General features: G+C 66.3%; 26 protein-coding genes. 6 read left to right on the top strand and 20 right to left on the bottom strand.

Translation table 11 applies throughout. From position 1 onward, the window contains the following. Positions 1–844 (top strand): Smlt3025 familytype IV secretion system inhibitor (locus tag AC5P53_RS20235; RefSeq protein ID WP_495227502.1); only part of this gene is annotated, 844 nt, incomplete at its 5' end. Between the two features lie 19 nt (positions 845–863). Continuing rightward, entirely contained in the window at positions 864–2186 is a 1323-nt protein-coding gene (locus AC5P53_RS20230; RefSeq protein WP_241887412.1) for a Smlt3024 family type IV secretion system effector, read from the top strand. A 245-nt stretch (positions 2187–2431) separates the two neighbouring features. Here the strand turns inward: AC5P53_RS20230 and AC5P53_RS20225 are convergent, their stop codons facing one another. From AC5P53_RS20225 to AC5P53_RS20195, 7 genes are all read right to left on the bottom strand, one after another. Continuing rightward, positions 2432–2809, bottom strand: a complete 378-nt coding sequence (locus AC5P53_RS20225; RefSeq protein ID WP_014647601.1) for an EF-hand domain-containing protein — start codon at positions 2807–2809, stop codon at positions 2432–2434. 27 nt (positions 2810–2836) lie between these two features. Beyond that, positions 2837–3235 carry a hypothetical protein gene (locus AC5P53_RS20220; RefSeq protein WP_032957406.1) on the bottom strand — a complete coding sequence of 133 codons (399 nt, stop codon included), beginning with the start codon at positions 3233–3235 and terminating at the stop codon, positions 2837–2839. Positions 3236–3325: 90 nt separating this feature from the next. Continuing rightward, positions 3326–5290, bottom strand: a complete 1965-nt coding sequence (locus AC5P53_RS20215; protein ID WP_241887414.1) for a MacB family efflux pump subunit — start codon at positions 5288–5290, stop codon at positions 3326–3328. Then, complete coding sequence (locus AC5P53_RS20210; protein WP_277878355.1) at positions 5287–6477, bottom strand: efflux RND transporter periplasmic adaptor subunit; 1191 nt, start codon at positions 6475–6477, stop codon at positions 5287–5289. Before AC5P53_RS20210 ends, AC5P53_RS20215 begins: the two co-directional genes overlap by 4 nt. 135 nt (positions 6478–6612) lie before the next feature. After that, positions 6613–7062: a hypothetical protein gene (locus AC5P53_RS20205; protein ID WP_080354615.1), complete on the bottom strand. Its 450-nt coding sequence runs from the start codon at positions 7060–7062 to the stop codon at positions 6613–6615. Positions 7063–7365: 303 nt separating this feature from the next. Continuing rightward, the gene (locus AC5P53_RS20200; protein ID WP_164166934.1) at positions 7366–8715 is read right to left on the bottom strand and encodes a sensor histidine kinase; all 1350 of its coding nucleotides are present in this window, start codon (positions 8713–8715) and stop codon (positions 7366–7368) included. Further along, positions 8715–9389, bottom strand: coding sequence for a response regulator transcription factor (locus AC5P53_RS20195; protein WP_014647595.1), 675 nt, complete (start codon positions 9387–9389; stop codon positions 8715–8717). The genes AC5P53_RS20200 and AC5P53_RS20195 overlap by 1 nt, the downstream gene beginning before the upstream one ends. A gap of 210 nt (positions 9390–9599) precedes the next feature. Here AC5P53_RS20195 and AC5P53_RS20190 point away from each other — a divergent pair, with 210 nt between their 5' ends. Further along, the gene (locus AC5P53_RS20190; protein WP_032957412.1) at positions 9600–9881 is read left to right on the top strand and encodes a hypothetical protein; all 282 of its coding nucleotides are present in this window, start codon (positions 9600–9602) and stop codon (positions 9879–9881) included. A gap of 81 nt (positions 9882–9962) precedes the next feature. Here AC5P53_RS20190 and AC5P53_RS20185 read toward each other — a convergent pair whose 3' ends face one another. From AC5P53_RS20185 to AC5P53_RS20170, 4 genes are all read right to left on the bottom strand, one after another. Then, positions 9963–10433, bottom strand: a complete 471-nt coding sequence (locus AC5P53_RS20185) for an outer membrane lipoprotein (RefSeq protein WP_032957414.1) — start codon at positions 10431–10433, stop codon at positions 9963–9965. Then, positions 10430–10996 (bottom strand): putative periplasmic lipoprotein, encoded by a 567-nt coding sequence (locus tag AC5P53_RS20180; RefSeq protein WP_032957416.1) that lies wholly within the window; start codon positions 10994–10996, stop codon positions 10430–10432. Before AC5P53_RS20180 ends, AC5P53_RS20185 begins: the two co-directional genes overlap by 4 nt. Before the next feature lie 189 nt (positions 10997–11185). Continuing rightward, positions 11186–13327 (bottom strand): TonB-dependent receptor, encoded by a 2142-nt coding sequence (locus AC5P53_RS20175; RefSeq protein ID WP_241887422.1) that lies wholly within the window; start codon positions 13325–13327, stop codon positions 11186–11188. A 73-nt stretch (positions 13328–13400) separates the two neighbouring features. Beyond that, positions 13401–14045: a TetR/AcrR family transcriptional regulator gene (locus AC5P53_RS20170; RefSeq protein ID WP_046431363.1), complete on the bottom strand. Its 645-nt coding sequence runs from the start codon at positions 14043–14045 to the stop codon at positions 13401–13403. An 82-nt stretch (positions 14046–14127) separates the two neighbouring features. Here AC5P53_RS20170 and AC5P53_RS20165 point away from each other — a divergent pair, with 82 nt between their 5' ends. Further along, entirely contained in the window at positions 14128–15651 is a 1524-nt protein-coding gene (locus AC5P53_RS20165) for an FAD-dependent monooxygenase (protein ID WP_241887423.1), read from the top strand. Positions 15652–15658: 7 nt separating this feature from the next. Here the strand turns inward: AC5P53_RS20165 and AC5P53_RS20160 are convergent, their stop codons facing one another. The 7 genes from AC5P53_RS20160 to AC5P53_RS20130 form a co-directional block, all read right to left on the bottom strand. Next, positions 15659–17362, bottom strand: coding sequence for a hybrid sensor histidine kinase/response regulator (locus AC5P53_RS20160; RefSeq protein WP_241887426.1), 1704 nt, complete (start codon positions 17360–17362; stop codon positions 15659–15661). Positions 17363–17547: 185 nt separating this feature from the next. Further along, on the bottom strand, positions 17548–17724 hold the full coding sequence (locus tag AC5P53_RS20155) for a hypothetical protein (protein WP_172980598.1): 177 nt from the start codon (positions 17722–17724) through the stop codon (positions 17548–17550). Between the two features lie 16 nt (positions 17725–17740). Next, a complete protein-coding gene (locus AC5P53_RS20150; RefSeq protein WP_241887427.1) occupies positions 17741–17989 on the bottom strand; it encodes a hypothetical protein in 249 nt (82 codons plus the stop codon). Between the two features lie 114 nt (positions 17990–18103). After that, entirely contained in the window at positions 18104–18349 is a 246-nt protein-coding gene (locus tag AC5P53_RS20145) for a hypothetical protein (RefSeq protein WP_014647588.1), read from the bottom strand. A gap of 123 nt (positions 18350–18472) precedes the next feature. Then, on the bottom strand, positions 18473–18742 hold the full coding sequence (locus tag AC5P53_RS20140; protein ID WP_014647587.1) for a hypothetical protein: 270 nt from the start codon (positions 18740–18742) through the stop codon (positions 18473–18475). Positions 18743–18845: 103 nt separating this feature from the next. Next, complete coding sequence (locus AC5P53_RS20135; protein WP_014647586.1) at positions 18846–19322, bottom strand: hypothetical protein; 477 nt, start codon at positions 19320–19322, stop codon at positions 18846–18848. Positions 19323–19414: 92 nt separating this feature from the next. Then, positions 19415–20653 (bottom strand): NADH:flavin oxidoreductase/NADH oxidase family protein, encoded by a 1239-nt coding sequence (locus tag AC5P53_RS20130; RefSeq protein WP_241887429.1) that lies wholly within the window; start codon positions 20651–20653, stop codon positions 19415–19417. Between the two features lie 89 nt (positions 20654–20742). On the opposite strand from AC5P53_RS20130, the gene AC5P53_RS20125 reads away from it, so the two are divergent. Beyond that, on the top strand, positions 20743–21222 hold the full coding sequence (locus tag AC5P53_RS20125) for a MerR family transcriptional regulator (protein ID WP_046431348.1): 480 nt from the start codon (positions 20743–20745) through the stop codon (positions 21220–21222). Between the two features lie 16 nt (positions 21223–21238). On the opposite strand, the gene AC5P53_RS20120 is transcribed toward AC5P53_RS20125, so the two are convergent. Continuing rightward, positions 21239–22450: an MFS transporter gene (locus tag AC5P53_RS20120; protein ID WP_111207067.1), complete on the bottom strand. Its 1212-nt coding sequence runs from the start codon at positions 22448–22450 to the stop codon at positions 21239–21241. Between the two features lie 127 nt (positions 22451–22577). Then, entirely contained in the window at positions 22578–22997 is a 420-nt protein-coding gene (locus AC5P53_RS20115) for an HD domain-containing protein (protein WP_032957003.1), read from the bottom strand. Between the two features lie 130 nt (positions 22998–23127). On the opposite strand from AC5P53_RS20115, the gene AC5P53_RS20110 reads away from it, so the two are divergent. Then, positions 23128–23385, top strand: a complete 258-nt coding sequence (locus tag AC5P53_RS20110) for a hypothetical protein (RefSeq protein ID WP_014647581.1) — start codon at positions 23128–23130, stop codon at positions 23383–23385. Positions 23386–23387: the final 2 nt, after the last annotated feature.

The raw sequence follows: 23387 nt of genomic DNA, 5'->3' as shown, positions 1-23387 counted from the left end.
TTGCCTGACGCTTGCACTTGCCGTCGCGGTGAGTGCCGGCGCGTGTGCGCGGCCGCCGTCCACCGAACACGAAAGGAATCCCGCCATGTCCGGCGCAACGCAGACCGGCCGCACGATCAACGGCCACACCTATACCGATGCGCCCGTGGACGTGAAGCTCGGGCCGAACACTTTCCGCATTCCGGCCAACTACCTGGACAGCCAGATCGCACCGTGGCCCGGCGAGGGCGTGACGCTGGTCATCGAGTGGCCGGACATGAAGCCGACGCCGCCGGGTGCCCGGGCGAATCCGCGTACGAATGATTTCCGGAAGGAAATTGCTGTGGCGATCGACTACATCGATCGTGCGCCAATCGAAACATCATTGGAGCGATTGTCCTCCAACCAGGCATCCGCCGAGGAAGGATCGGTGGAGCGAGGGGATCCTCGGGATCGACTCGATCTGCGTATTGCGCGGCCCGACGTCATGGGACTGACGCCTTACGCCATTGATGAAACGAGGATGGGGATTTTCTCGAAGGAATACGAGGCACGCTATGGAAAACCGCCCACCCGTAATCCTGCCTATGAAGATGACTGGTACATCGCGCGCGCTCCCAACGGCAGCCTGACCACATTCATCAAATGCGAAAGCACGGCGTTTCGGGGGGATGGCGTTCGCCTGCAGGGCGATCAGGTCATCAGTGAGCAAGGGCAAGCCGCTGCGGGGTGCTTCCACTATTTCTCGGATGTGGAGAACAAGCTTTCCATCTCGCTGAACTACAAGCGGGCCTTCCTGGCGGACTGGAAGCGGATGGAAGATGCGGTGCGGGATCTTCTCGCGCGCTCCCGCGTCCGGCAGTGAGTGCATTCAGGAGCAGGCGATGGGCGGATTGACGCAAGAGAATCTCAGGATTCTGGCCAGCTATGCCAGGGCCGGAAACCGTGAGTTGTACTGGAACTATCTGTCGCAGCTGCCAGATGCGGATGGCTATGGCACGCTTGCGCTGGGCGTCGTTCGCAACGACAGCCTGCCAGGCCGCGTTGCGAACAGCTATGCACAGGAATATGCCCGGAATCAGGAAGGCAAGGGCTCCGGCTTTCCCGACGCGCAGCTGAGCGAGCGCCAATGGGAGATGTTTGGGCAGACGCTTCTGCGCCAGGACCTGGAGCGACGCCTGTTCTGGATGGAGCAGGGGCGTCCCGAATTTGCACTGAATCTCCCCGGCAAGGACGTGATGCTGGCTCACGACCGCGCATTTGAACGGCATGAACTCGATCCCAACTGCTGGACGCCGCGCGTGTTGCTGCAGGCGGCTGAGCAGAAGAGCGGCCCCGAGAAGCTGGAACAGATCTGGACCAACATGCTCAACAACGACTATGCCGGAGGCCCGCGCGTAGGCAACACCAGCGTCGATGCCATCAGCCAGATGGGATGGGCGAAGGGCGGGCAGTACCTGACCCGGTTGAGCGTGCTGGAAGCCACCCAGGCACTGGAAGGGCGCTCAGCAGTCGATCCGAACGTCATCGGTGGCAACAGCTACTACGCGATGTACTTCGAAGCGGACAGGAAATGGGCCAGTGTCAGCGCGGGTGGTGGCCACATGTCGATGCGTGAGATCACCGATCCGGCCCGCATCGCCGAGCTCAACGACGCGCGCGAGGTTCGTCTGGAGCGCCAGGAAAAACGCACCCAGTTCCACCCGGACGACCCGTACCGGACCATCACCCGCAGCCCGCTGACCGCAGCCGTGGACGACGTGCCGGATCCCGCGCAGGTAGCGACCCGTCTGGCCGACATTGGACCCGGCCACCGTGAGTACGCATTGATGCAGCAGGTGCGCGAAGGCGTGGCCGCGATCGATGCCGGCGCCGGGCGTACCCACGACGAGAACAGCGAGCGCCTGGTGGCGAGCGTGATGGCCTTGGCGCGCCACAACCAGCTCGAACGCGCCGACCATGTGCTGCTGAGCGCGCAGACTGCCGATCACCCGGCCGGCCGCAACGTGTTCGTGGTGCAGGGCGAGTTGAATGATCCGGCGCATCTGCGGGCCTCCATGCCCACGGACCGGGCGGTGCAGACGCCGGTCGAGCAGTCACTGCAGGCCCTGCAGGCAGTCGGTGCGGATCGTGAACAGGCACACGCGCAGCGCCAGCAGGAGGTCGATGCGCAGGCGCGCGACATCCCGGCGATACGGATGGGCTAGGGTCCCGGCCTGTCGCAGCTTCGCCTCACGCGGTCTTTGCAACTCGGTGCGCGGGCATTGCTAAGTTCGCTTGGCGACCGACGCGTACCAGCCGGGTAGATGTCCGCCTGGGTGGATGCCATTTCACCGCTGCGGTAGCCGCCCACTTTGGTGGGCATTCTGGCCCTGGCGCGCGGTGACGCAGCCGTGCCCACCAAGGTGGGCACCCACCAAGGCGATGTGGATTGGCATCCAGTACCGGGGCGCTACCTCGCCGGGGCGTCTGCCGTCTGCGCGGCCACCATGGCCTGCTGCATCTCCTTCAGCGACAGATAGCCATCACCATCGGTGTCCAGGCCCGCAAAGTACTTCGCAATCTCCGGCACCAACGTGGCTTCATCCTTGCTGATCCTGCCATCCTTGTTCGTGTCCATGGCACTGAACGCGGCGTCGATCGAATCGGCCTGCTTGCTGAAGCGCCCCTGCTGGAATCTGGTGTATTCGGCCTTGTCGACGCGCCCATCCTTGTTGGTGTCCATCGCTGTGAACGTGGAATCGATGTAGGCCTGCTTCGGGTCAGCCGGCGCGGCCTGGGAGGCCAGCGGAGCGGCGCACAATGCGATCAACAGAGCGGTCTTCTTCATGGGTCGTATGTCCTTGAGATGTGCAGGTCAGCGGCAGGGATAGGTGTAGCCGTCGGCGCCGCGATAGGTATCGTTGCGGCGGTCATAATTGCCGTAGCGGCGAATGCAGTAGTCGGCGCGTTCGCGGGTCTCGCGTTCGCGCTTGGCGGCTGCGGCAATCACACCGGCCACGACGGCTGCGCCCACCACGCCCACCACCACACCGGTGGTCTTGGCATCGTGGCGGCGCTCACGTTCCCGGTCACGCTCACGCTCGCGTTCACGACGCTCCCATGCATCACGATCGCGGTCACGGTAGTCCTGGTCCCACTGCGGGTTGTAGCGGTTACCGCGTTGCGCATGGGCGTCGCCGGAGTAGGGCAACAGCAGCATCAGTTGTGCAGCCGCTGCCAGCAGCAGTGCGGTTCCTCCTGGTTTCAGAGACATCGTCCAGCTCCTGTGCGGACATTGTTGGTAGCTCCAGTAGAGCCCGCAGACATTGCGCGAACCTGCCGTCACTGCAGGTAAGGTCACTGGCTATCGAACCAGTGCTTCGACCGGGTCCAGCTGCGCGGCGCGGCGTGCTGGCAGGAAGCCGAAGCCAATACCGATCAGGCTGGAACAGGCGAAGGCGGCCAGGATCGAATTGGCGGAGAACACCAGGCTGAAACCCACGTTGGCCAGCGCCAACCCTGCCCCCAATGCCAGGGCCACGCCGATGCCGAGCACGCCACCGAGCAGGCAGACCAGGACCGATTCGATCAGGAACTGTTGCAGGATGTCGCTGCGCCGCGCGCCCACCGCCATGCGCACGCCGATCTCGCGTGTTCGCTCGGTCACCGACACCAGCATGATGTTCATCACTCCGATTCCGCCCACTACCAGCGCGATGGCGGCGATGGAGCTGATCATCATGGTCAGGATGCCGGTGGTCTGTTCGATGGACTGGCGGATCTGCGCGTTGTTGCTCATGTAGAAATCGGTGCTGCCATGGCGGCGTGCCAGCAATCGTCCGATGGCGCGCTCGGCCGCCTCCATGCTGATGGCATCGGAGACACGCACGGTGATGCTGGAAACGTGGCTCTGCCCGAGCATGCGCGCCATGGTGGTGGTGTAGGGCAGCCACACCCGCAGCAGCGAGGCATCGCCGACCGCGCCGGCGTCCTTCTTCACCACGCCCACCACGCGCACCGGCACGTTGCCCAGCAGCAGGGTCTGGCCGATGGGATTGTCCACCGCAGCGAAGAAGCGGGCGCGGGTATTGGCATCGATCACCACTACCTGCTGGTAGCCGGCCACGGCGGCCGGGCCGAAGAAGGCACCTTCGCCCAGCTTCAGGCCATGCACGCGGAAGTACTGCTCGCTGACGCCCTGCACCTGCACGCTGGCCGAGCGGTTGCCGCGCAGCGCGGTGCCGGTGGTGGCCACGCCGGGTGTAGCGCTGTCCACGAACGGCTGCCCGGCCAGGGCCACGCTGTCGCCGGGGGTGAGCGTTTCCACCCGCGCCGAGTGCAGGTCGCCGAAGCCGGACCCGGGATAGATCTCGATGGTGTTGGTGCCCAGCGAGGAAATGTTGGACAGGATGGCCTGGCGCGCGCCGGTACCCAGCGCGACCACGGAGACGACCGACGCAATGCCGATGATGATGCCGAGCATGGTCAGGAAGGTGCGCATGCGGTGCGCGTTCATTGCGCGCAGGGCCATGCGTAACGCCTCCGTAAAGCGGTCACGCACCGCCTGCCAGCCGCTGCCACCGCCGCGCTGCGGCGGGGCCGCCGCTGACCCATTCGCGGCAGAGACCCTGCCCGTGGCGCGATCATCGACAACCCGGCCATCGCGGATCTCGATGATGCGCTGGGCATGTTCGGCCACGGCCATGTCGTGGGTCACCAGCACCACGGTGTGGCCCTCGGCATGCAGCTCGCCCAGGATCTTCATCACCTCCCTGCCGGAGTGGGTGTCCAGTGCACCCGTCGGCTCATCGGCGAAGATCACCGCGCCGCCGTTCATCAGTGCGCGCGCAATCGAAACACGCTGCTGCTGGCCACCTGACAGCTCGCCAGGCAGATGCTGCATACGTTCGCTCAGGCCCAGCCGCGCCAACAGCTCGGCCGCGCGGGCGCGGCGGTTGGCCCCCGCCATGCCGGCATAGATCGCTGGCACTTCTACATTGCCCAATGCGGTCAGGTCGGTCAGCAGGTGATAGCGCTGGAAGATGAAGCCGAAGTGCTCGCGGCGTAGTTCGGCCAGTTCATCGGGCGACATCTGAGCGGTTTCGCGTCCGGCGATCTGGTATGCACCGGCGGAAGGGCGATCGAGGCAGCCGAGGATGTTCATCAACGTGGACTTGCCCGAGCCGGACTGGCCCACGATGGCCACCAGTTCGCCTGCGTGGATGTCCAGGTCCACGCCATCGAGCACGACCAGGGTCTGTTCGCCGGCCGCGAACTCGCGGCGGATGCCGCGTACGCGCAGCAAAGGGGCGGTGGTGGATGTGCTCATTTCGACGGCGCGTGTGCGGTAGCGGCTTCGTCCCGGGCCTGCGCCAGCACCACCTGTTCGCCCTCTTTCAGGCCGCTGCGTACCTCCACCTGGATCTGGTCGTCCAGCCCGATGGTGATGCGGCGCGCATGGGCGTGCCCGTCCGCGCCACGCACCTGTACGCTGTAGCTGCCATCGGCCGCGCGTGCACCGAGCGCAGCGGAGGACAGCGTCAGTACGTTGTCGGCGCGACCCAGCACGATGCGCACCTGCGCGGTCATGTAGCTGCGCAGGCGGCCATCGGCGTTGGCGACGTCGAACTGCCCGTTGTAGTACATGGCGGTGCGGCTGCCACCGCCGGTCGCGGGTGAAGCAAGGGCGGAGGCGTCTTCCTGGGTGATCGATTCCGGAGCCGGGGCGATATCGCGCAGCGTGCTCCTGTAGCGACGTCCCGCGTCGCCAAGAATGGTGAAGTACGCTTCCTGACCAACGGACGTGTGCACAACATCCGCCTCGGAGATTTCCGCGTAGACCGTCATCACGTCCTGGTTGCCCAGCATCACGATGGTCGGTGCGCTCTGTACCGCGTTCACGGTCTGCCCCTGGCGCGCCACCACGGCCAGCACGGTGCCGTCGGTGGGGGCGGTGATACGGGTGTACTCGAGGTTGGTCTGTGCGATATCCACGGCGGTCTGCCGCTGCACGATCTCACCTTCCAGCGCGGCGATCTGTTCCCGGGTGGCATCGACCTTGGCCTTGGCCGCATCGACGTCGGCGCGTGCCACCAACTGCGAGGTCACCAGCTGCTGCTGTCGATGCAATGTCAGCTCGAACTGGCGCAGGTCGGTGGCCAGCGCATCGCGGTTGGCGCGCGCGGTGCGCTGTGCTGCCTGCGCACTCAGCAATGCGTTGCGCTGGGTGCGCGAATCGATATCGGCAATCGGATCGCCGGCCTTCACCTTGTCGCCCAGCTTCACATGCAGGGCCTCGATGCGGCCGGATACCTGCGCGCCCACGCTCACCAGCCGCGAGGGCTTCAGTGTTCCGGTGGCTTCAACGACCTGTTCAATGTTGCCCCGGGTTACCGGTGCCACCTGCAGCTTCGGTGGTGGTACGGGCCGGAGCCAAGCGAAGAGTGCCAACGTTGTGCAGAGGAGTGCGGCAGCAATGATCAGCACACGGCGGCGGCTGCGCGGTGTGGCGCTCATCGGCGCGGCATCCGGAAGAGACAGGGCATCGTGGATCCTCGAGACTGTTGGAATGCACGCCTGGGGCGACAGGTGTGGATGGTGGTCGAGTCTCGATGCGCTGGATTGCGCGAACCTTGCGATGGTGCAGGCGTGTCAGTGGGCAATGCCCTGCGTGAGCAGTGCCATCGCGATGAACTGGATCATGCTACCGAGCGCCAACAGCACGTGGCGGAGGCGTTGCGCCGGCGTGGGCAAGGTCGAAAGGTGGCACAATGCGCCGACCAGCAGCACGGCGCAGACCGCAATCGGCAGCGTTGCGGTGGCGGCGATGATCGCGATGATCATCAACGTGGCAGCAAGCATCACGGTGGCTGCATGCGTATCCAGGGCCCGCAGCAGCGGGGGAGCCGGGCGCAGTGCAGCCCCTCGCCACACGACCAGCATGTGCAGTGCGGCATGCACGGCGACGAACACCAGCACGGCAGTGGCCGTTGCATGCGCGTGCCGATACGCGGAAGCCACCAGCGCAAGGCCTGGGAGCAGCAGGAACAGTGCGGCGAACAGGCGGATCAGTACGCCGGCCCGCTCGCGTTCGGGAATCATCCGCAGCCAGTGCGGCCAGTGTTCCAACCCACGCGCGCGGCCTGCATGCGCGCGGCAGTTCCATGCTGCGGCGGTCAGGCTGGGCGTATTCCGAGGCGGCGGGGCAGGGGTGGAAGAGGGCGGTGGAGGAGCTCCCTGTGTCACATGCAGGCTTCCTGTCAGTTCCGGACGCAGCACCTGCTGTGCCGCTCACCTGGATGCTGGGCAGCGAACATTGCCGCAACCTTGCGCATCAACCGCAGTCCTGGCGCGCGGACAGCCAGTAGTCATCCGCGCATAGTCATCCACGTGGAAGCGATGCGCTCAGTACTCCGGCGCCAATGCGCTGGTGACGCCTGGATGCACGGGGAACTCGATGCGGATCAGGGCGCCGCCACCGGGCGCATCCAGAATCGTGACGTGGCCACCGTGGCGGTCGATCACCTGCCGCACCAGGTTCAAGCCCAATCCGGCGCCTGTCTGCCGGGGGCGCAGGCGTTGGAAGGGTTCGAATACGCGTTCGCGCTGGTCGACCGGAATGCCAGGTCCATCGTCTTCCACCTCAAGGCAGCTGCCCTGTACGCGCACGATGATATGGCGTCCACCGTGCTCGGCGGCATTCAATACCAGGTTGGAGAGCACCCGTTCGATGGCACCGGACTCGCCCAGCACCGGGAAGTTCGGTTCCACTGCCACGGCGACCGTCTTGTCGGACTGGATCAGCAGGGGGGCCAGATCGGCGACGACCCGCTTGGCCACGCGGGCCAGGTTGAGGGAGTCCTTCGGTCCATCGGCTTCCATGCGGTGCAGGTCCAGGAGCTGCTCGGCAAGCGTTGCCAGCCGAGCGACTTCCACCGCCAGGCTGCGTGAGGTGGAATCGTCGGTGGCATCGATCTTCACCCGCAGGATGGCGATCGGTGTACGCAGCTCATGGGCGGCGGCGGCGATGAAGCGGCGCTGCCGTTCGTGCCCTTCGTCCAGTCGGTCCAGCGCTTCGTTCACCGCGGTCACGAGGGGGGCGATCTCTACCGGTACGGCGGTCTCTGTCAGACGGATGCCGCGACGGCTGGCAGAGATGTTGCGGGCTTCCTGCGCGATGCGCTCCACGCCAGCCAGGGCGCGGCGCACGATGATCGGGGTCAGGATGATGGTGGCCAGGCCCAGCAGCAGGAAGATCGGCAGGGTGATGATGTGTGCGGCCAGCGCCATCTGCCAGGTCAGCGAATCGGTTTCGCCATGGGCCATGATGGTCAGCTTGCCGGCCGGACCGCTGTGCTGGCGTATCACCACGGCCAGGCCGTCGTTGCGGCCGCGTCCGCGCAGGTCGCCATAGGGAATGCCGTCGAGGGCGCCGACCAGCGAGGCGTAGGCGGGCGGAACGTGGCCGAATGTCACATGTTGGCCCTGCTCATCCTCGGCGATGAACCACGCGCCGGGGACGATCTTCAGCAGCTCGTCCAGCGCCGGCGTGCGTTCCACATACAGCTCGCCCTTGCTGTCCCGACGAACGGCCTCTGCCGCCACCGGGGCGAAGGTCTGGATGGTGTAGTAGCCGCCGCTGTCGACACGCACCAGCACCATCAGCAATGCGAAGAAGGCCACCAGCAGTGCGAGCAGCTGGTAGATCAGGGTTTTGACGATCAGCGGGCGCTTCAGTGAGGGACGAAGCGCCATTACTTCGTTTCCCGCATCAGATAGCCGACACCGCGGATGGCATGGATTTCCACCCCCGCATCCGCGTCGGCCAGCTTGCGCCGCAGGCGTGAGACATGCGAGTCCAGCGTGTTGGAATGGATGCCGTCGTCGAAGCCGTACACCGCCATCTCGATGGATTCGCGAAGCACGGTGCGGCCCAGCCGGCGGGCGAGGGCCGCCAGCACGCGGATCTCGCGGCGCGGAAGCTCCAGTCGCTGTCCGCCCACGCTGGCTTCGCCCGAGGTGGGGTCGAACAGCAGCCGGCCGATGCTCACCGGCTCCACCTGCATGCCGCTCGGCCGGCGCCCGGCCGCGCGGATCCGCGCGAACAGTTCTTCCAGCGCGAAGGGCTTGGCCAGGTAGTCGTCGGCGCCCTCATCCAGGCCGGCGATGCGGTCCGGCAACTGTCCCAGTGCGCTGAGCACGATGATCGGCACCCCCGGATTGCGCCCGCGCAGCACGGGAATGAGCCCCAGCCCGTCACCATCGGGCAGGGTGCGGTCCAGCAGCACCAGGTCGTGTGATCCGGAAAGTGCTGCTTGGCGGGCCAGTGCCAGGGTGCTGGCCAGGTCCACGACGTAGCGCTCCCGCTGCAGGGCAGACTTCAGGGTGGCAGCCAGTTCGGCTTCGTCTTCGATCAGCAGGATGTGCATCGGCAGGCGTCAGGCGGGAAGGAGGCATAAGGCGGGCGGCAAGCGCCGGCACCGTATTACAGGAACATTGCGTGAACATGGCGTTCCTTCGGGGCCTGCCGGTGACGCCGCAACACCCGCTGCGGCGCGGGCCGCCCGGCGCAAGGTTCGCGCAATCCGCGCACTCCAGCCTTGGCGCCCGTTCGCTTATCCCCAACCCCTGGAGTGCCCATGAAGTTGTTCGTCCCGCTGTTGCTGGTTGCCGCCTTGAGTGGCTGCACCACTGCCAAAATGACCGTCACCCCCGATGGCCGCCGTGGTGTTTCCATCGACTGCAGCGGTTCCAGTTCCTGGAGTGGCTGCTACGAAAAGGCCGGGCAGATGTGCCCAGGCGGCTATGTGGTCTTCAGCAAGGATGGCGATGAAGGAAATGCCATCGCGGTGGGCAACAGGAACGGCTTCACCTCTACCCAGATGGCCACCCGCTCGATGCTGGTGTCCTGCTCGCACTGACCTGGGCAGGGGGAGGTGGGTTGCCACCTCCCCCTCGATATCCAATACAACGATGCCCCTCGAAAGGGGCATTGTTGGGGGTTACGGCGCTGTCTTCGCTTGTCGCGGATCGGCAATGATGCGCGAGGGCGATCCATACAGCACCAGGACCCGCATGCCGGTGGTGAACACCGGATCGGGGCCCTGCACAACCGTCATCAGGTTGCCGTTCTCCGTCTGCACAACATATTCCAGGCCCTTGGCCTGCGAGAGTGCGCGTTCGGAGGCTGCACCGGCAATAGCTCCGACCACGAGGCCGCCAATGGCACCGATGGCCGCCCCCTGGTCGCTGCCACCGATGGTGGAGCCGGCCACACCGCCAGCCGCAGCGCCGGCAACGGCACCACCGCCCTGTGAACCGTCAATACTGACCGCGCGGACGCTGATGACCGTACCGCCGACAGTTCGATTGACCTGTCCCACTGAACCGATGGAATAACTGTCCGTACGCACATTTGGCGCGCAGGCCGTCAGCATCGCAGCAACGGATGCAGCCACCAGCAGGCGCTTCATGGCGCTTCCTGCTTGTTCGGGAACATCGGCTTGGTAATGTCCACGGTTTCCAGCGCCTGCAGGAACTGGGCGATGTTGTTCTGTGCTGAGCGGCTGATCGACTCGCGGGCACGGATTACCCCTGCGAAGGCATAGTTGAACGGAACTTCGCCGGATGCGCTGACATCCTGGGTGTAGACGATGCTGCCGGTTGCACGATCGATCAGCTCGTAGCGGGCGATCGTCTTGGTGGTCATCGATGCACCGAAGCTGGGAATGTCGATCGCCAGAATCTTCACCGACAGGCTCAACTTCACCGGTGCATCGTCGCGGAACACCGCCATCTTATTGAGCGCTTCGGTCAGCGCGTTCTGCCACATCTGCGGCACTTCGTGCTGGGCCTGCGCGGGAATCTTGCCCTTGGCTTCATCCGGACGTGCCAGCGTGACCGTCAGCGACTTCAGTTCGCCATCAATCTTCTTGCTGCTGACCCCGACGTTCGGGACCGAGAAATTGAGCGGCGGATTGGTGGTACAACCCGCCAGCGACACGGCGATGATCGCCGCGAACAGGAACTTCTTCATCCATTTTCCCCTGTGACTACGTTGAAACATCCATGGTGAATCGTATGTTCGTCGGCAACGTCGATGCTGCACCGCAGCGGTCGCATGAAGACGTGGCTGACTGCGCGCAAGGATACCTGAATTGGGGTGGTCTACCGTCCGGGCAGGCGGCACGCTGGCACGAGATGCCGGCGACGCAGGTGGCTCCGCTCAGAAGCTGTAAGCCGCCTGCACATACACCCGCCGCGGCTCGCCCGGGAAATGCCCGTTGCGCTCGATGAAGCCGCTGGCCGCGTACACCTTGTCGAACAGGTTCTTGACGTTGGCCTGGAACTGCCACTGCTTCCACGTGGTCTTCCAGCTCATGTCGAATACCGTGTACGCCTTGACCGTCTGCCCATCCAGGCTGACACGCTCGCCCACATGGTCGGCGCCGAAGCCGATGGCCGAGTTGATCGACGGCAGGTCGTAGCGCGTCCACAGGCCGAGCTTGTTGCGTGGCGCATTGGCGAAGCGGTCGCCGGAGGCATTGGTGATGCCGTTCGGTCCGGCATCCTTCACCCGTGCGTCGTTGTAGGCGTAGGTCAGGTTCACCACCCAGCGCTCGGTCACGTCGGCCAGCAGGTCCAGTTCCATGCCCGTGCTGCGTACCAGGCCCAGTGCAGCGAGTTGGTTTACCCCGCCGATCACCTCGCCGGTGGCCTGCACGATGTTGCTGCGGTCGATGCGGTAGGCCGCCATGTTCAGGGTCACACGGTCGGCCAGCAGGGACTTCAGACCGACTTCCCATTGCCGGCTGCGCTCCGCGTCGAACGGTCCGCCGGCCGCCGGGTTCTGGTTGGTGGCACTCTGCGGCACGAAGCCGCTGGCGATGTTGGCATACAGGTTCACGCCGTCCCGGACGGTAAAGGTACTGCCCAGGCGCCAGCTCAGATCGTTGCCATCCACGCTGCCGCCACCCATGCGGTCCTGATCCTTGAAGCCATCCCAGCGCAGCCCCGCCAGCACATGCCAGCGCGTGCCCAGTGCCAGCTCATCCTGCAGGTAGCCGCCGTAGCGCTTGCTGCGGGTGGCGGTGCTGCGCCAGGGCAGAGCGGCCAGGTTGTAGTCATGCCAGGTGCTCGCGCCATAGACCGGGTTGAACAGGTCGATGCCGCGCACCGGGCCGGCGCCGCGTGCCAGGTCGGCGCTGTTGGCGGTCTGCGCGGTGAAGTCGGCGTCGAGCTGGTACACGTCGGCGCCGAACAGCACCTTGTGTTCGATACGGCCGGTGTTGATCCGCCAGACGGCATTGCCGCTGGCGGTGAAGGCAGTGTTGTCACGGATCTGGTTGCGCAGCTGGCGCGTCATCCACTCGGCCACGCCGTCGCGGTCACGATCAATCAGCCCCATCGGCTCGTGGTACATCTGGTGCTCGTTGTTGCTGAACCAGCGCGCAGCAAGGTCCACGTCCAGGTTGTCGCGCGGTGCGAAGCGATACTGCGCCAGTGCGACCTTGGCGCGCATGTCGAGGAAGTCACTGGCCTCGTTGTGGTTCCAGCGGCGGTCGGTCAGGAAGCTGCCGGCATCGTTCACCGGCACGCCGCGCAGGCGGTTGCCGCCCAGGTTCTGGGTGATGTCGGTGAACTGCAGCACCAGCTCGCCGGTCTGGCCAACGTCGAAGGCCAGCGAGGCATCGCCGATCACGCTTTCGCTGTCGGCATTCCAGCGCACGCCCTGCTCGCTGTCGGCATACAGGCCGGCGCGATAGCGAATGCTGCCGCTGGCATTCAAGGGGCCGGTGCCTTCGATCGATCCGGCGCGGAAGTCCTTGTCGCCTGCCTGCAGCTCGATGCGGCGTTCGGCGCGCGCCTTGGGCTTGCGCGTTACATAGTTGATGACACCGCCCGCATCACCACCGCCGTACAGCGCACCGGCCGGACCTTTCAGTACTTCCACGCGTTCGATATTGAACAGTTGCGGCACCGAGAAGCCCGCATAGGGATCACCACGCAGGCCGTCGTAGAGAACGTTCTCCTGGCGGAACCCGCGCAGGGTGACGCCGGCATAGCTGAAGAAGCTGATGCCGCTGATGCTGCGGTACAGATCGGTGACCTGGCGCGCGGCCTGGTCGTCGATCAGCTCGCGCGGCACGACCTGGATCGACTGCGGCACCAGTTCCAACGGGGTATCGGTGCGGGTGCCGACGGCCGCATCGTTGGCGCGGTACAGGGTCTGCGCGCGGCCGCGGACTTCGACCTTGTCCAGGTCCTTCGGGGTGTCAGCGGAGGCCTCGGAGGCCAGTGCAGGCGTAGCCAGGGAAAGGGGCAGCGCCAGGCAGAGGGCGTGCTTGAGCGGGGTTGGAAGCGGCATGAGGGGGTCGGGGCGGGCTGCAAATGAGAAAGAGTAGCATTTGCAACGCTTCGTGACCTATCCCCCGATTGCGCTATGGACGCAGGCCCGGGTCGGTATATGGGGTGCCGGCCAAGGCCACCAGCACGCCGGTGCCACCGCGCACGATCAGCTGCAGCATCGCTTGGCGCGGATCCTCGCCCCTCTGCTGGCTGGCCAGTCCACTCTCATAGGCGGCCACCATCGACGCCAGCAGCATGGCTGCGCCCAGGCGTGCCTCCGCGTCCTGCGCGGGCCGACCGGCCGCGTCGGCCATCAGCTGGGCCAGGTCGTCGGCCAGCTGTGCCTGCAGCCGTCGCGCGTGCGCCACCAGCACCGGACTGTCGGCCACGGTTGCCCAGAAGGCCGCTGCACCGGAGTTGATCCGTAACAGCGGATGGCCGCTGTCCAGCAGCTCCCGCACCAGCGATTGGAAGGCGGCCAGCGGGGCCATGCCACGGCGCGCCGCCATGCCTTCGCGAAGCAGGGTCCGGGCCTCCTCATCGCGGTCGAACACCAGGTCTTCCTTGCTGGCGAAATAATTGAAGACCGTCTTGCGCGAGACCCCCGCCGCATTGGCAATCTCGGACATGGACACGGCTTCGAAGCCGCGGCGGATGATCAGTTCGGTGGCGACGTCCGAAATGGTCTGTCGGGTCTCGGTCTTGCGCTGCTCGCGGCGGCCCCGGGGCGGGATCATGGGCGGTTCACTTGTGGAAACGTACACCGAGTGTAACATTGGCGTCGCCAGAGCGCCGGCCCGGCGCTCACAGGGAAATCCCATGTTGTACGACGTCGTCATCGCCGGGGCCGGCCCGGTCGGCCTGTTCCTGTCCTGCGAGCTGGCCCAGGCCGGCTGTTCGGTCCTGTTGCTGGAGCAGGCAGTGTCGCCCGAGACACCCTTGAAACGCCTGCCCTTTGGCTTGCGCGGCTTGAACGCGCCCACCCTGGAGGCCCTGGATCGACGTGGCCTGCTGGATGCGGTTGCCGCCAGTCAGGTGCTGAAGCCGGACAACGGCGCACCGCCGCCCGGCACCGCCCATTGGCTGGCGCAACCGCGGCCGCTGGGCGGCCACTTCGCCGGCATTCCTTTTGCGCTGGACAACGTGGACAGTGCGCGCTGGCGCCATCGCTTGCCGACGCCGGTGCCCACCCAGATGGCGGTCGAGCTGCAGTCGCTGGAGGCGGTGCTGGCCGAGCGTGCGGTGTCACTGGGTGTACAGATCGAGCGTGGCTGCACGGTGCAGGCGGTGCACGCACGCGAAGCACAGATGGTGGTCCAGACCGGGCGCGGGCTGATGCGGGGCCGCTGGCTGGTCGGTTGCGATGGCGCCCGCAGCACGGTACGCAAGCAGTCGGGGTTCGTGTTCGCAGGGACGGCGCCGGAGTTCACCGGGCACACGCTGCAGGTCGAACTGGCAGACCCGTCGGTGCTCGTCCCGGGGCGTCAGTTCACCGAACACGGCATGTGCAATTTCAATCCGCCGGGCATGCTGGCGCTGGCCGATTTCGACGGTGGCGCCGGCCATCGCACGCCGCTGGACCGGCACACCGCCCAGGCGCTGCTGCGGCGTGTGTCCGGGCGAGAGGCAACGATCACGGCGTTGCATCTGGCCACCACATGGACCGATGCCGCGCGCCAGGCCACGGCCTATCGCAGCGGCCGCGTGCTGTTGGCCGGTGATGCCGCGCACATGCATTCGCCGTTGGGCGGGCAGGGGCTGAACCTCGGCATCGGCGATGCGATGAACCTGGGGTGGAAGCTGGCCGCGGTGGTGCGAGGTGATGTGGCAGAGTCGCTGTTGGACAGCTATCAGGCTGAGCGCCATCCGATCGGCGCCCAGGTGCTCGACTGGTCACGTGCGCAGGTGGCGTTGATGCGGCCAGGCCCCGGGGCGCGCGCGCTGGCGGCGGTCATCGCCGACCTGGCCGCAACCAGCGACGGTGCCACCTATCTCGCCGAGCGGCTGTGGGGTGTAGCACCGCCACCGGTGCTCGACGGCAGCCATCCGCGGGTTGGCCGAAGCGCACCGGACGTCCAACTGGCTGATGGCCGTCGGATGGGAGAGCTGCTGCGTGCAGGGCAGGGCGTGCTGCTGGGGCTCGATACCGGCGATCCGCTCGGTCCGATCATTGAGCGCTGGCAGCGGTCGGTCACCTGCGTGATGTCCACGGCGCGCGACACGCTGGGACTGGGCGCCGTGCTGGTCCGCCCCGACGGTATCGTCGCCTGGGCCTGCGATGCTGGCGGTGACACGTCGGGGCTGGAGCCTTCGCTGGAACGCTGGTTCGGTTCGCTGCGGTGACCGCCCGCTAGGGCGACGCTACCACGGCCTGCGCGCAGCGCCCGGCTTCGGTCATCACCGAGGCCAGCTGCTTCAATGAGTAAGGCTTGCGCAGCAGGGTGAAGCCATGGCCAGGGTCCCGGGCCAACAGTTCGCTGTAGCCGCTGGTAAGGATCACTGGAAGCCCAGGCAGGCGGCTGCGGATGGTACGGGCCAGATCCAGGCCATTCATGCCAGGCATCACTACGTCGCTGAACACTACATCGAAGCGGGAGGCATCCCGTTCGAGCTCCGCCAGGGCCTCGTCCGCATTGTGCGCAAGTACCACGTTGTAATCGAGCTCGCGCAGGGCGCCGACGGCAAATTCGGCCACATCGACGTTGTCTTCCACAACCAGCACGCAGACACCGTGACCATGCTGCAGCCCCGGTAGCGTCGCCGGCCGTTCCGTCATTTCTCTCGCCTGCGCCAGCGGCAGGTACAGGGTGAAGCGGGTACCGGCGCCCGCCTGGCTCTGCACGTCCACCTCGCCTTCCGACTGCTTGACGAAGCCGAACACCTGGCTGAGGCCGAGGCCGGTTCCGGCGCCGACGCTCTTGGTGGTGAAGAAGGGCTCGAAGATGCGGTCGACGACGGCGGGGTCGATGCCTGCTCCGGTGTCGGTCACGCTGATCGCGGCAAAGTCGCCCTTCATCGGCGCGGCGAAGCGCACCGAAGGCACCGCGGTTACCTGCTCCACCTCGATGGTCACCCTGCCGTGTCCCTCGATCGCATCGCGCGCGTTGACCGCGATGTTGATCAATGCAGTGTCCAGCTGGGTCCGGTCCAGCAGCACCGGCAATGGCGTGCCGGGCAACGTCAACGACACCTGGATGCGTGCACCCAGTACCGTGGTGATGATGTCCGAAAGCGCGTGCACGCTCTCGCAGAGATCGAAGACCTCCGGCGACAGGCTCTGGCGACGCGAGAACGCAAGCAGTTGCGCGGTCAGCTTGGTGGCGCGGTCCGAGGCTGTGGCAATGGCCTGGATGTAGCGGCGCCGGGTGTCGTCTGACGGCCACGTGTGCAGGAGCATGTCCACCGAACCGGTGATGACCTGCAGCAGGTTGTTGAAGTCGTGGGCCACACCGCCGGTGAGCTGGCCGATCGCCTCCAGCTTCTGCGACTGGCGCAGCTGCTCGCGGGCGCGCACCAGTTCCAGATGGGCCTCCCGCGCCTGCTCGGTGATCGCCGCGACCTGGCGGCTGTGCAGGTCGCGCTCGATCACCCGTTCGGTCTGCTCGCTGACCACGCACAGGATACCGGCGACACTGCCGCAGCCGACGCGCAGCGGTGAATAGGAAAACGTCCAGAAAGTTTCGCGCAGCGTGCCGTCGCGATCCATCATCAATGGCATGTTCTTGAAGCTGCGGCTGGTGCCGGCAAAGGCGTCGTCGACGGCATGCACCACGTCCGTCCATACGTCCGCCCAGACATCCTCCAGACGGTTGCCCATCGCGCCGTGCAGCTTTTCCCCCAGCATCGGCAGATAGGCATCATTGAAGAAGAACGCCTTGTCTTCCTTGCCCCAGGCAAGCCACAGGGGTTCCGGCGAATCCAGGATCATCGCAAGCAAGGTGCGAAGTTCGGCGGGTGCGCTTGCGGCACTGGCCGAGCGGGCCCAGTCACTGTCCTGCAGCAGTCGGTAGGCGAGCTGATCAGGTGCAGAGACTGGCAGGGGAAAAGGATGCATGGCCGCCATTGGCGCAGGGAGGTGGCGCAGCATAGCCGAGCGCATGTCATGACGCCCTGCACACCCTCGGCATGAAGGGCCTCGCCACTTCGCCGTTGACGTGGCAGGGATGCACCCTTTGTTCAGCAGGTTGCCGCTATCGCGGCGCAGCGCGAAGGGAGGCGAAGCTGGCCTGATCGGCGGGTCTAGCCCTTACGACCTGCCTGCGCGGTGAGCACATCCCGGCCAGCCTCGGTCAGATCGATATCCCCGTCTTCCGCCTGTACCGCCCATCCGGCGGTCACCGCCCACGTTGCGGCATCGCCGCGCACCGGCTCTGCAGCGGCGATTGCCTGGAGTATTTTCCGCTGTTCCGCAGTCATTTCCACGTGGCGGCCCTCACATACCCAGCAACGACGCCGGTTGCCAGTCCGACAGGCGGGCGTGGCTGACCGGTTGATGGCAGCCGCACCCGTCACAACGGAACAACGCCCCGCCCGGAAGTTGCACCAGGTTGTCTTCGCTGGCAGAGCTGGTCGACGAGCAATGCCGGCAGGTGACCGTGAGCGCAGTGATGCGCTGCACGCTGCCTGATAGATCGAACACGGCCTCGAACGCGCGAATGACAGGGTGGGCAGTGTCCGGCATCTGAGTCTCGACAGGGTGGGGAGACCTCATCGTCGCGCGCCGGCTGTGATGGAGCAGTCAGCCGGATGCATGGGCGCGATCAAGACAGGCGCGGCAACCGGGTGCGCACCTTCGTCAGGGATTGTTCTTCTTTCCGCTCAGGTCCAGCGGCTTGTCACTGCCCTTGCGCTCGCTCGACCACACTTCCATGCCCTTGTTGCAGCGGCTCTCGCGGGCAGCGACCTCGGGCGGCAGGTCCTTCAGGTGCGGCGACTCCTGGCAGGCTTGATGCATGTTGCTGTCGTCATAGGTGGCGCAGGCGCTGAGCGATGCGAGGGCGATGGCAATGAGGGTCGCGCGGAGCGGGGGCTGCAGGTTCACGGGGGCCTCGGGTGATGCCGGGATGGCCATGGAATTCAAATCCGTGACACCGGGCATGCACAATCGGACCAACCGCACTTGTTATCCTATAACAGATGCGCGATAGTCCGGCCCCTGCCGGCGTCAGGCGATGCAGATCACCAGTACCGTGCACAGCACCAGCATCAGCACGAACACGCGCCGGCTCAGTGCCAGGCAGGCCAGATAGGCTGCGAGCGCCCACGCTGCCAGCAGCGCGCAGGCCATCACCCATAGCCCGATACCCATCATCGAACCCGTCGCCAACGCAGACAGTGCGATGGCCTTGAACAGCGCCACGCCCAACACGCTGCCCAGCATGCCGGCCTGCAAGGCGATGGCATCATGGCGGGCAGGTGCGCGATGGGGGGGCATTGCGGGTCCGGTACGGGCCGAGAGCGCGGCGTCGGCTGCACTGTGCCCAAATGCACATCCACGAAATGTGTTCATCGCGCGCGAAGACCGCGATGAAGCCCGTTCAGTCGAACTCACCCTCGGCCGATTCCAGGCGCTGCCGGTACGCCGCGCGGTGCTGGTACAGGCGCTGGCACTCGGCCGACCTGTGGATGCGGCTGCCGGGTTCATTGGCCACCGAGTCGCACATCCGCGCGATGTGATTGTTGTCCGCCAGTTCGGTGACGAAGAACACGGCAGTGATGCCGGTGCCAAGCAGCACGACATACAGCAGACGGCTGAGCCAGCGTGACAATTTCCGCTCGAAGTGCTGCTGGATGGTCAGGTCGAAGCGGATGATGCTGAGCACGATCCAGACGATGGCGACCAGGAAGCAGAGCGTGGGCAGCAGGTCGCGCCAGATGCCTGCTTCGTAGACCGACTCGCTGTAATGGACCGCAGCTCCGGCACCTGCGATGGCAATGGCCAGCGCCCAGTTGCGGCCCAGTGAGAGCAGGTCATCGAGCAGCTTTTCGTGGTTCCTGGTTGGTCCTGCTGCCACGAGGGTTCCTTCTGCGTGTTGCGACCGGCGACGGGCTGCCGCCGATCGTGCAGATGGTGAAGCATCGATTCGGTGATGAGAAGCCTGCCCGCTCAGTATCCTCCTGCGCGTGCACCGATCCAGCGCCGGTAGCGGCGGGTCCGGCACTTTGCGGCCGCCTGTGCCAGCAGCAGTGCCCAGACGGGCGAAACACCCGGCGCCGTGGGCCGGAGCCTGCTCAGCCGCGCCAACTGGTACTTCACTGCGGCCATGTGTGCGCTGGCGGCCAACGGTTTGTTGCGCCAGTCGATGGTGCGCAGTGTCGGCACCGGGTCGCGGCCCTGCTGCCAGCGGTGGGGCAGATCCGGCTCGATCGCCAGCGCGGTGGCGATGCCGACCATGGCCACACCGCTGTCAAGTACCTGATCGGCCACGGCGCGACGGCGGATGCCACCGGTGACCATCAGCGGCATGGTTGCCACCGTGGCGATCTCCCGCGCGAACTCGAGGAAGTAGGCCTCGCGGGCCAGGCTGCGCTGGTCGCGCGCGGCACCGGTCATGGCCGGTGCTTCGTAGCTGCCACCGGACAGTTCGACCAGGTCCACGCCGAGCGGCGCCAGCATTTCCACCACTGCGCGCGCATCCTCGGGCGAGAAGCCACCGCGCTGGAAATCGGCGGAATTGAGCTTCACGGCCACCGCGAACGTGGGCGACACGGTGGCGCGCACCCCCTGCACGATCTCCAGCAGCAGGCGCGCACGGTTGTGCAGGCTGCCGCCCCAACGGTCGTCGCGGCGGTTGGACAGCGGCGACAGGAACTGGCTGAGCAGGTAACCGTGCGCGGCATGGATCTGCACGCCACTGAACCCGGCGCGCTCGGCCAGCTCGGCGCTGCGGATGAAGCGGGCGATCACCTCTTCGATGTCCGCCTCGGTCATCGCCCGCGGCGGTGCGAACTGCCTGGACAGCGCGCCCATCTCCAGGGCGACGGCTGACGGCGCGAGTGCCGGTTGGCCGAGTGCGGCCGGCATCTGCCGCCCGGGATGGTTGATCTGCATCCACATCTGCGCGCCCCGTGAGCGTGCCGTTTCGGCCCAGGCGATGAAGCGGTCAAGGTGGCGGTCGTCTTCCAGCACCACGCCGCCGGGGCCGGTCATGGCGCGGCCATCGACCATCACGTTGCCGGTGATGATCAGTCCTGCGCCGCCATCGGCCCAACGCTGGTAGAGCTGCAGCAGCGCAGCGGACGGCGCGTGGTCGGCGTCGGCCATGTTTTCCTCCATCGCGGCCTTGGCAATGCGGTTGCGGATGATGGCACCGGAGGGTAGTGCCAGGGGCGAGAACAGCGACATCGGACAGCTCCAGGACAGGGGAATGGCGCTACGCTAACCTTCAAGTTTTATTGAAGGTCAACAGGCGCCCATGGCGAGGATTCAGGCAGATGAAGATCGGTGAGCTGGCCCGCCTCACGGGCCTCGCGGCGTCGCGCATTCGCTTCTATGAAGACGCGGGGCTGCTGGTGGCGCAGCGCCAGGCCAATGGCTACCGCGACTATCCGGAACAGGCGGTGCTGTTGCTGGAGTTGATCACGGGCGCGCAGCGTGCAGGCTTCAGCCTGGAAGAGATCCGCGCCCTGCTGCCACCGGACATGGGCCAGTGGCAGCATGAGGCGTTGATCGCGATGCTGCAGCAGAAGGTGGCTGACATCGAAGCGTTGCAGCTGCGGTTGGCAGAGAGCAGGGCGCACCTGCTGGCCCTGATCGAGGACATCCAGGCGCGGCCGGACGGCATCGACTGTGCAGCCAATTCGCGGCGGGTGCTGGACCGTGTGAAGCGCGGTGAGCTGGCGCGGCCGACCCTGGTGGCCGGCGATACAGCGTTGCTGCGACCGGATCGCCGTCGCCGCAGAGGCAGCAACTGACGATCCGGGGCAATGTTCAGTGGCTGCCGACGACGGCGGTGCTGCGCTTCTTGTCCAGCATCACCGCCACGCACCACAGCAGCAGGCCGCCGATCGCGGTAGCCGCGCCGACATAGCCGGTACTGGCCGGGCTGAAGCCGGCGCTGATTGCCATGCCGCCCAGCCACGGGCCGAGTGCGTTGGCAGTATTGAAAGCGGCGTGGTTGGAGGCCGCCGCCAGCGTCTGCGCCTCACCGGCCACGTCCATCAGGCGGGTCTGCAGCACCGCCGCCAGTGCGCCCATGGTGCCGACAGTGATGATCATCGGGCCGATGGTCCACACCGACTGTGCGGCCAGCGGATACAGCAGCAGCATCACGATCGACCACAGCAGCACCACGGCGGCGGCCTTGAAGTGGAACTTGTCCACCAGCCAGCCACCGGCGATGTTGCCGATGATCGCGCCGATGCCGAACACGCCCACCGCCAGCGGCATCCACGATTCGGCCACGCCGGTGACCTGCACCAGGGTCGGTGCCAGGTAGGTGAACACGCAGAACATGCCGGCGAAGCCGACCGCGCCGATCGTCAGCGCCAGCCACACCTGGGACGTGTTGAAGGCGCGCAGCTCGCGCATCGGCGAGGTACGTACTTCATCCGGGTCCGGCAGTAGGAAGCGCGCGATCATCGCCACGGTGGCGATGGCCAGCACGCTGACCAGGGCAAAGGCGGTGCGCCAGCTCAGCTGCTGACCCAGCCAGGTCGTCAGCGGGTTGCCGACCAGGATCGCGATCGACAGGCCCAGCAGCACGCGTGACATCGCCTGGCCGCGCTGGCCTGCGGGACTGATCGCCGCGGCCACCAGCATCGCCACGCCGAAGTAGGCGCCATGCGGCAGGCCGGCAACGAAGCGCGCCACCAGCATCGTGCCGTAGTTCGGTGCCAGCGCGCTGGCCAGGTTGCCGACCGCGTAGAAGCCCATCAGTGCCAGCAGCAGCTTGCGGCGGGGGAAGCTGGCGCCGACGAAGGCGAGGATCGGGGCGCCGACCACCACGCCGATGGCATAGGCGCTGATCAGATGCCCGACCTGGGTTTCGGAAATCGACAGGCCGCGGCTGATCTCCAGCATCAGGCCCATGCTGGCGAACTCGCTGGTGCCGATGGCGAAGCCACCCAGTGAAAGGGCGAGGATGATCAGGGTGCGCTGGCGGGGCGTCAGCCGCGCAGCCAGGGAAGAGTTGGGGCTCATGCGGGGGCGCGATGGGGGGCGGGAGCCGCCCATTGTACTGCTGCACTGCAGCAGGAGCAGCAGCACTCAGGGTAAATCAGCGTTTGATCGGTGACACGCCGGCCCGCCGCGCCTCGTCGCGCCCGGCTCAGATGCCCAGCGCCGCCCGGGCATGAGCATACTTTCCGTGCAGGCGCGCGGCCGTCGCCGCATCGAGCATCGCCAGCCGCTGCGGATCGGCGTTGTCATCCAGATCGGCGCGCTTCACTTTCAGTGCCAGCGGGTGGGCGGCAATGCGCGCGTAGTAGCTGTCCGCGTCGGGTGCTGCATCGCGGTTGAGCAGTTGCACCGCCTCGCGCAGCGGTGCGGGAAACACCTCGATCCGCGCGGCAAACGCCGGGCAGTCCTCGGCCACGTCATGCAGCCAGGCCACCACTTCGGCGTCATCGTCGCCGCGCACCGCAGCCGCCACCCGCGCCACATGGCCGATGTAAGGCTGGCCGGCCTTGTCGATCTGCCCCGCGTGGGCCTCGGTGGCCAGCGTGCGGGCAAGTGCTACCCAGTCCATTGCAGTCTCCTTGGATATCCGCGCACAGTTTCGCGCAAACGCCGCAGCGGTTGTGGATGCGCCCATGACGCTGCCACCGGCATGATGGCGGGGCAGGGGGCGCAGTGTTGCCCCGACAAGGAGGAGTGCGATGCAGGAATTCAGGCATGTGCTGGAAACCCGTGGCCGCTACCAGCTGGTAGCGGTGTCCCACGAGCCGGTGTACGCTCCCGGCGATGTGGTCGGCCATGCGGTCGTCGCCGACGATGGGGATCGTCTGACCGACCTGATATCACTGGCCGAAGCGCGCCAACGCTTGCTGCAACTGGTGCGTGAAGAGGGCGAGGAGCCCGGGCTGGAAAACGAGAACCACCTGCGGAAGAAGGCGTCGCGCTGGCGCCACCGCTAGGC

The organism is Stenotrophomonas sp. YJH_SMC_82 (genome assembly GCF_059368875.1).
The sequence above is the reverse complement of the archived record's forward strand: the minus strand, read 5'-3'. Positions and strand labels throughout refer to the sequence as shown.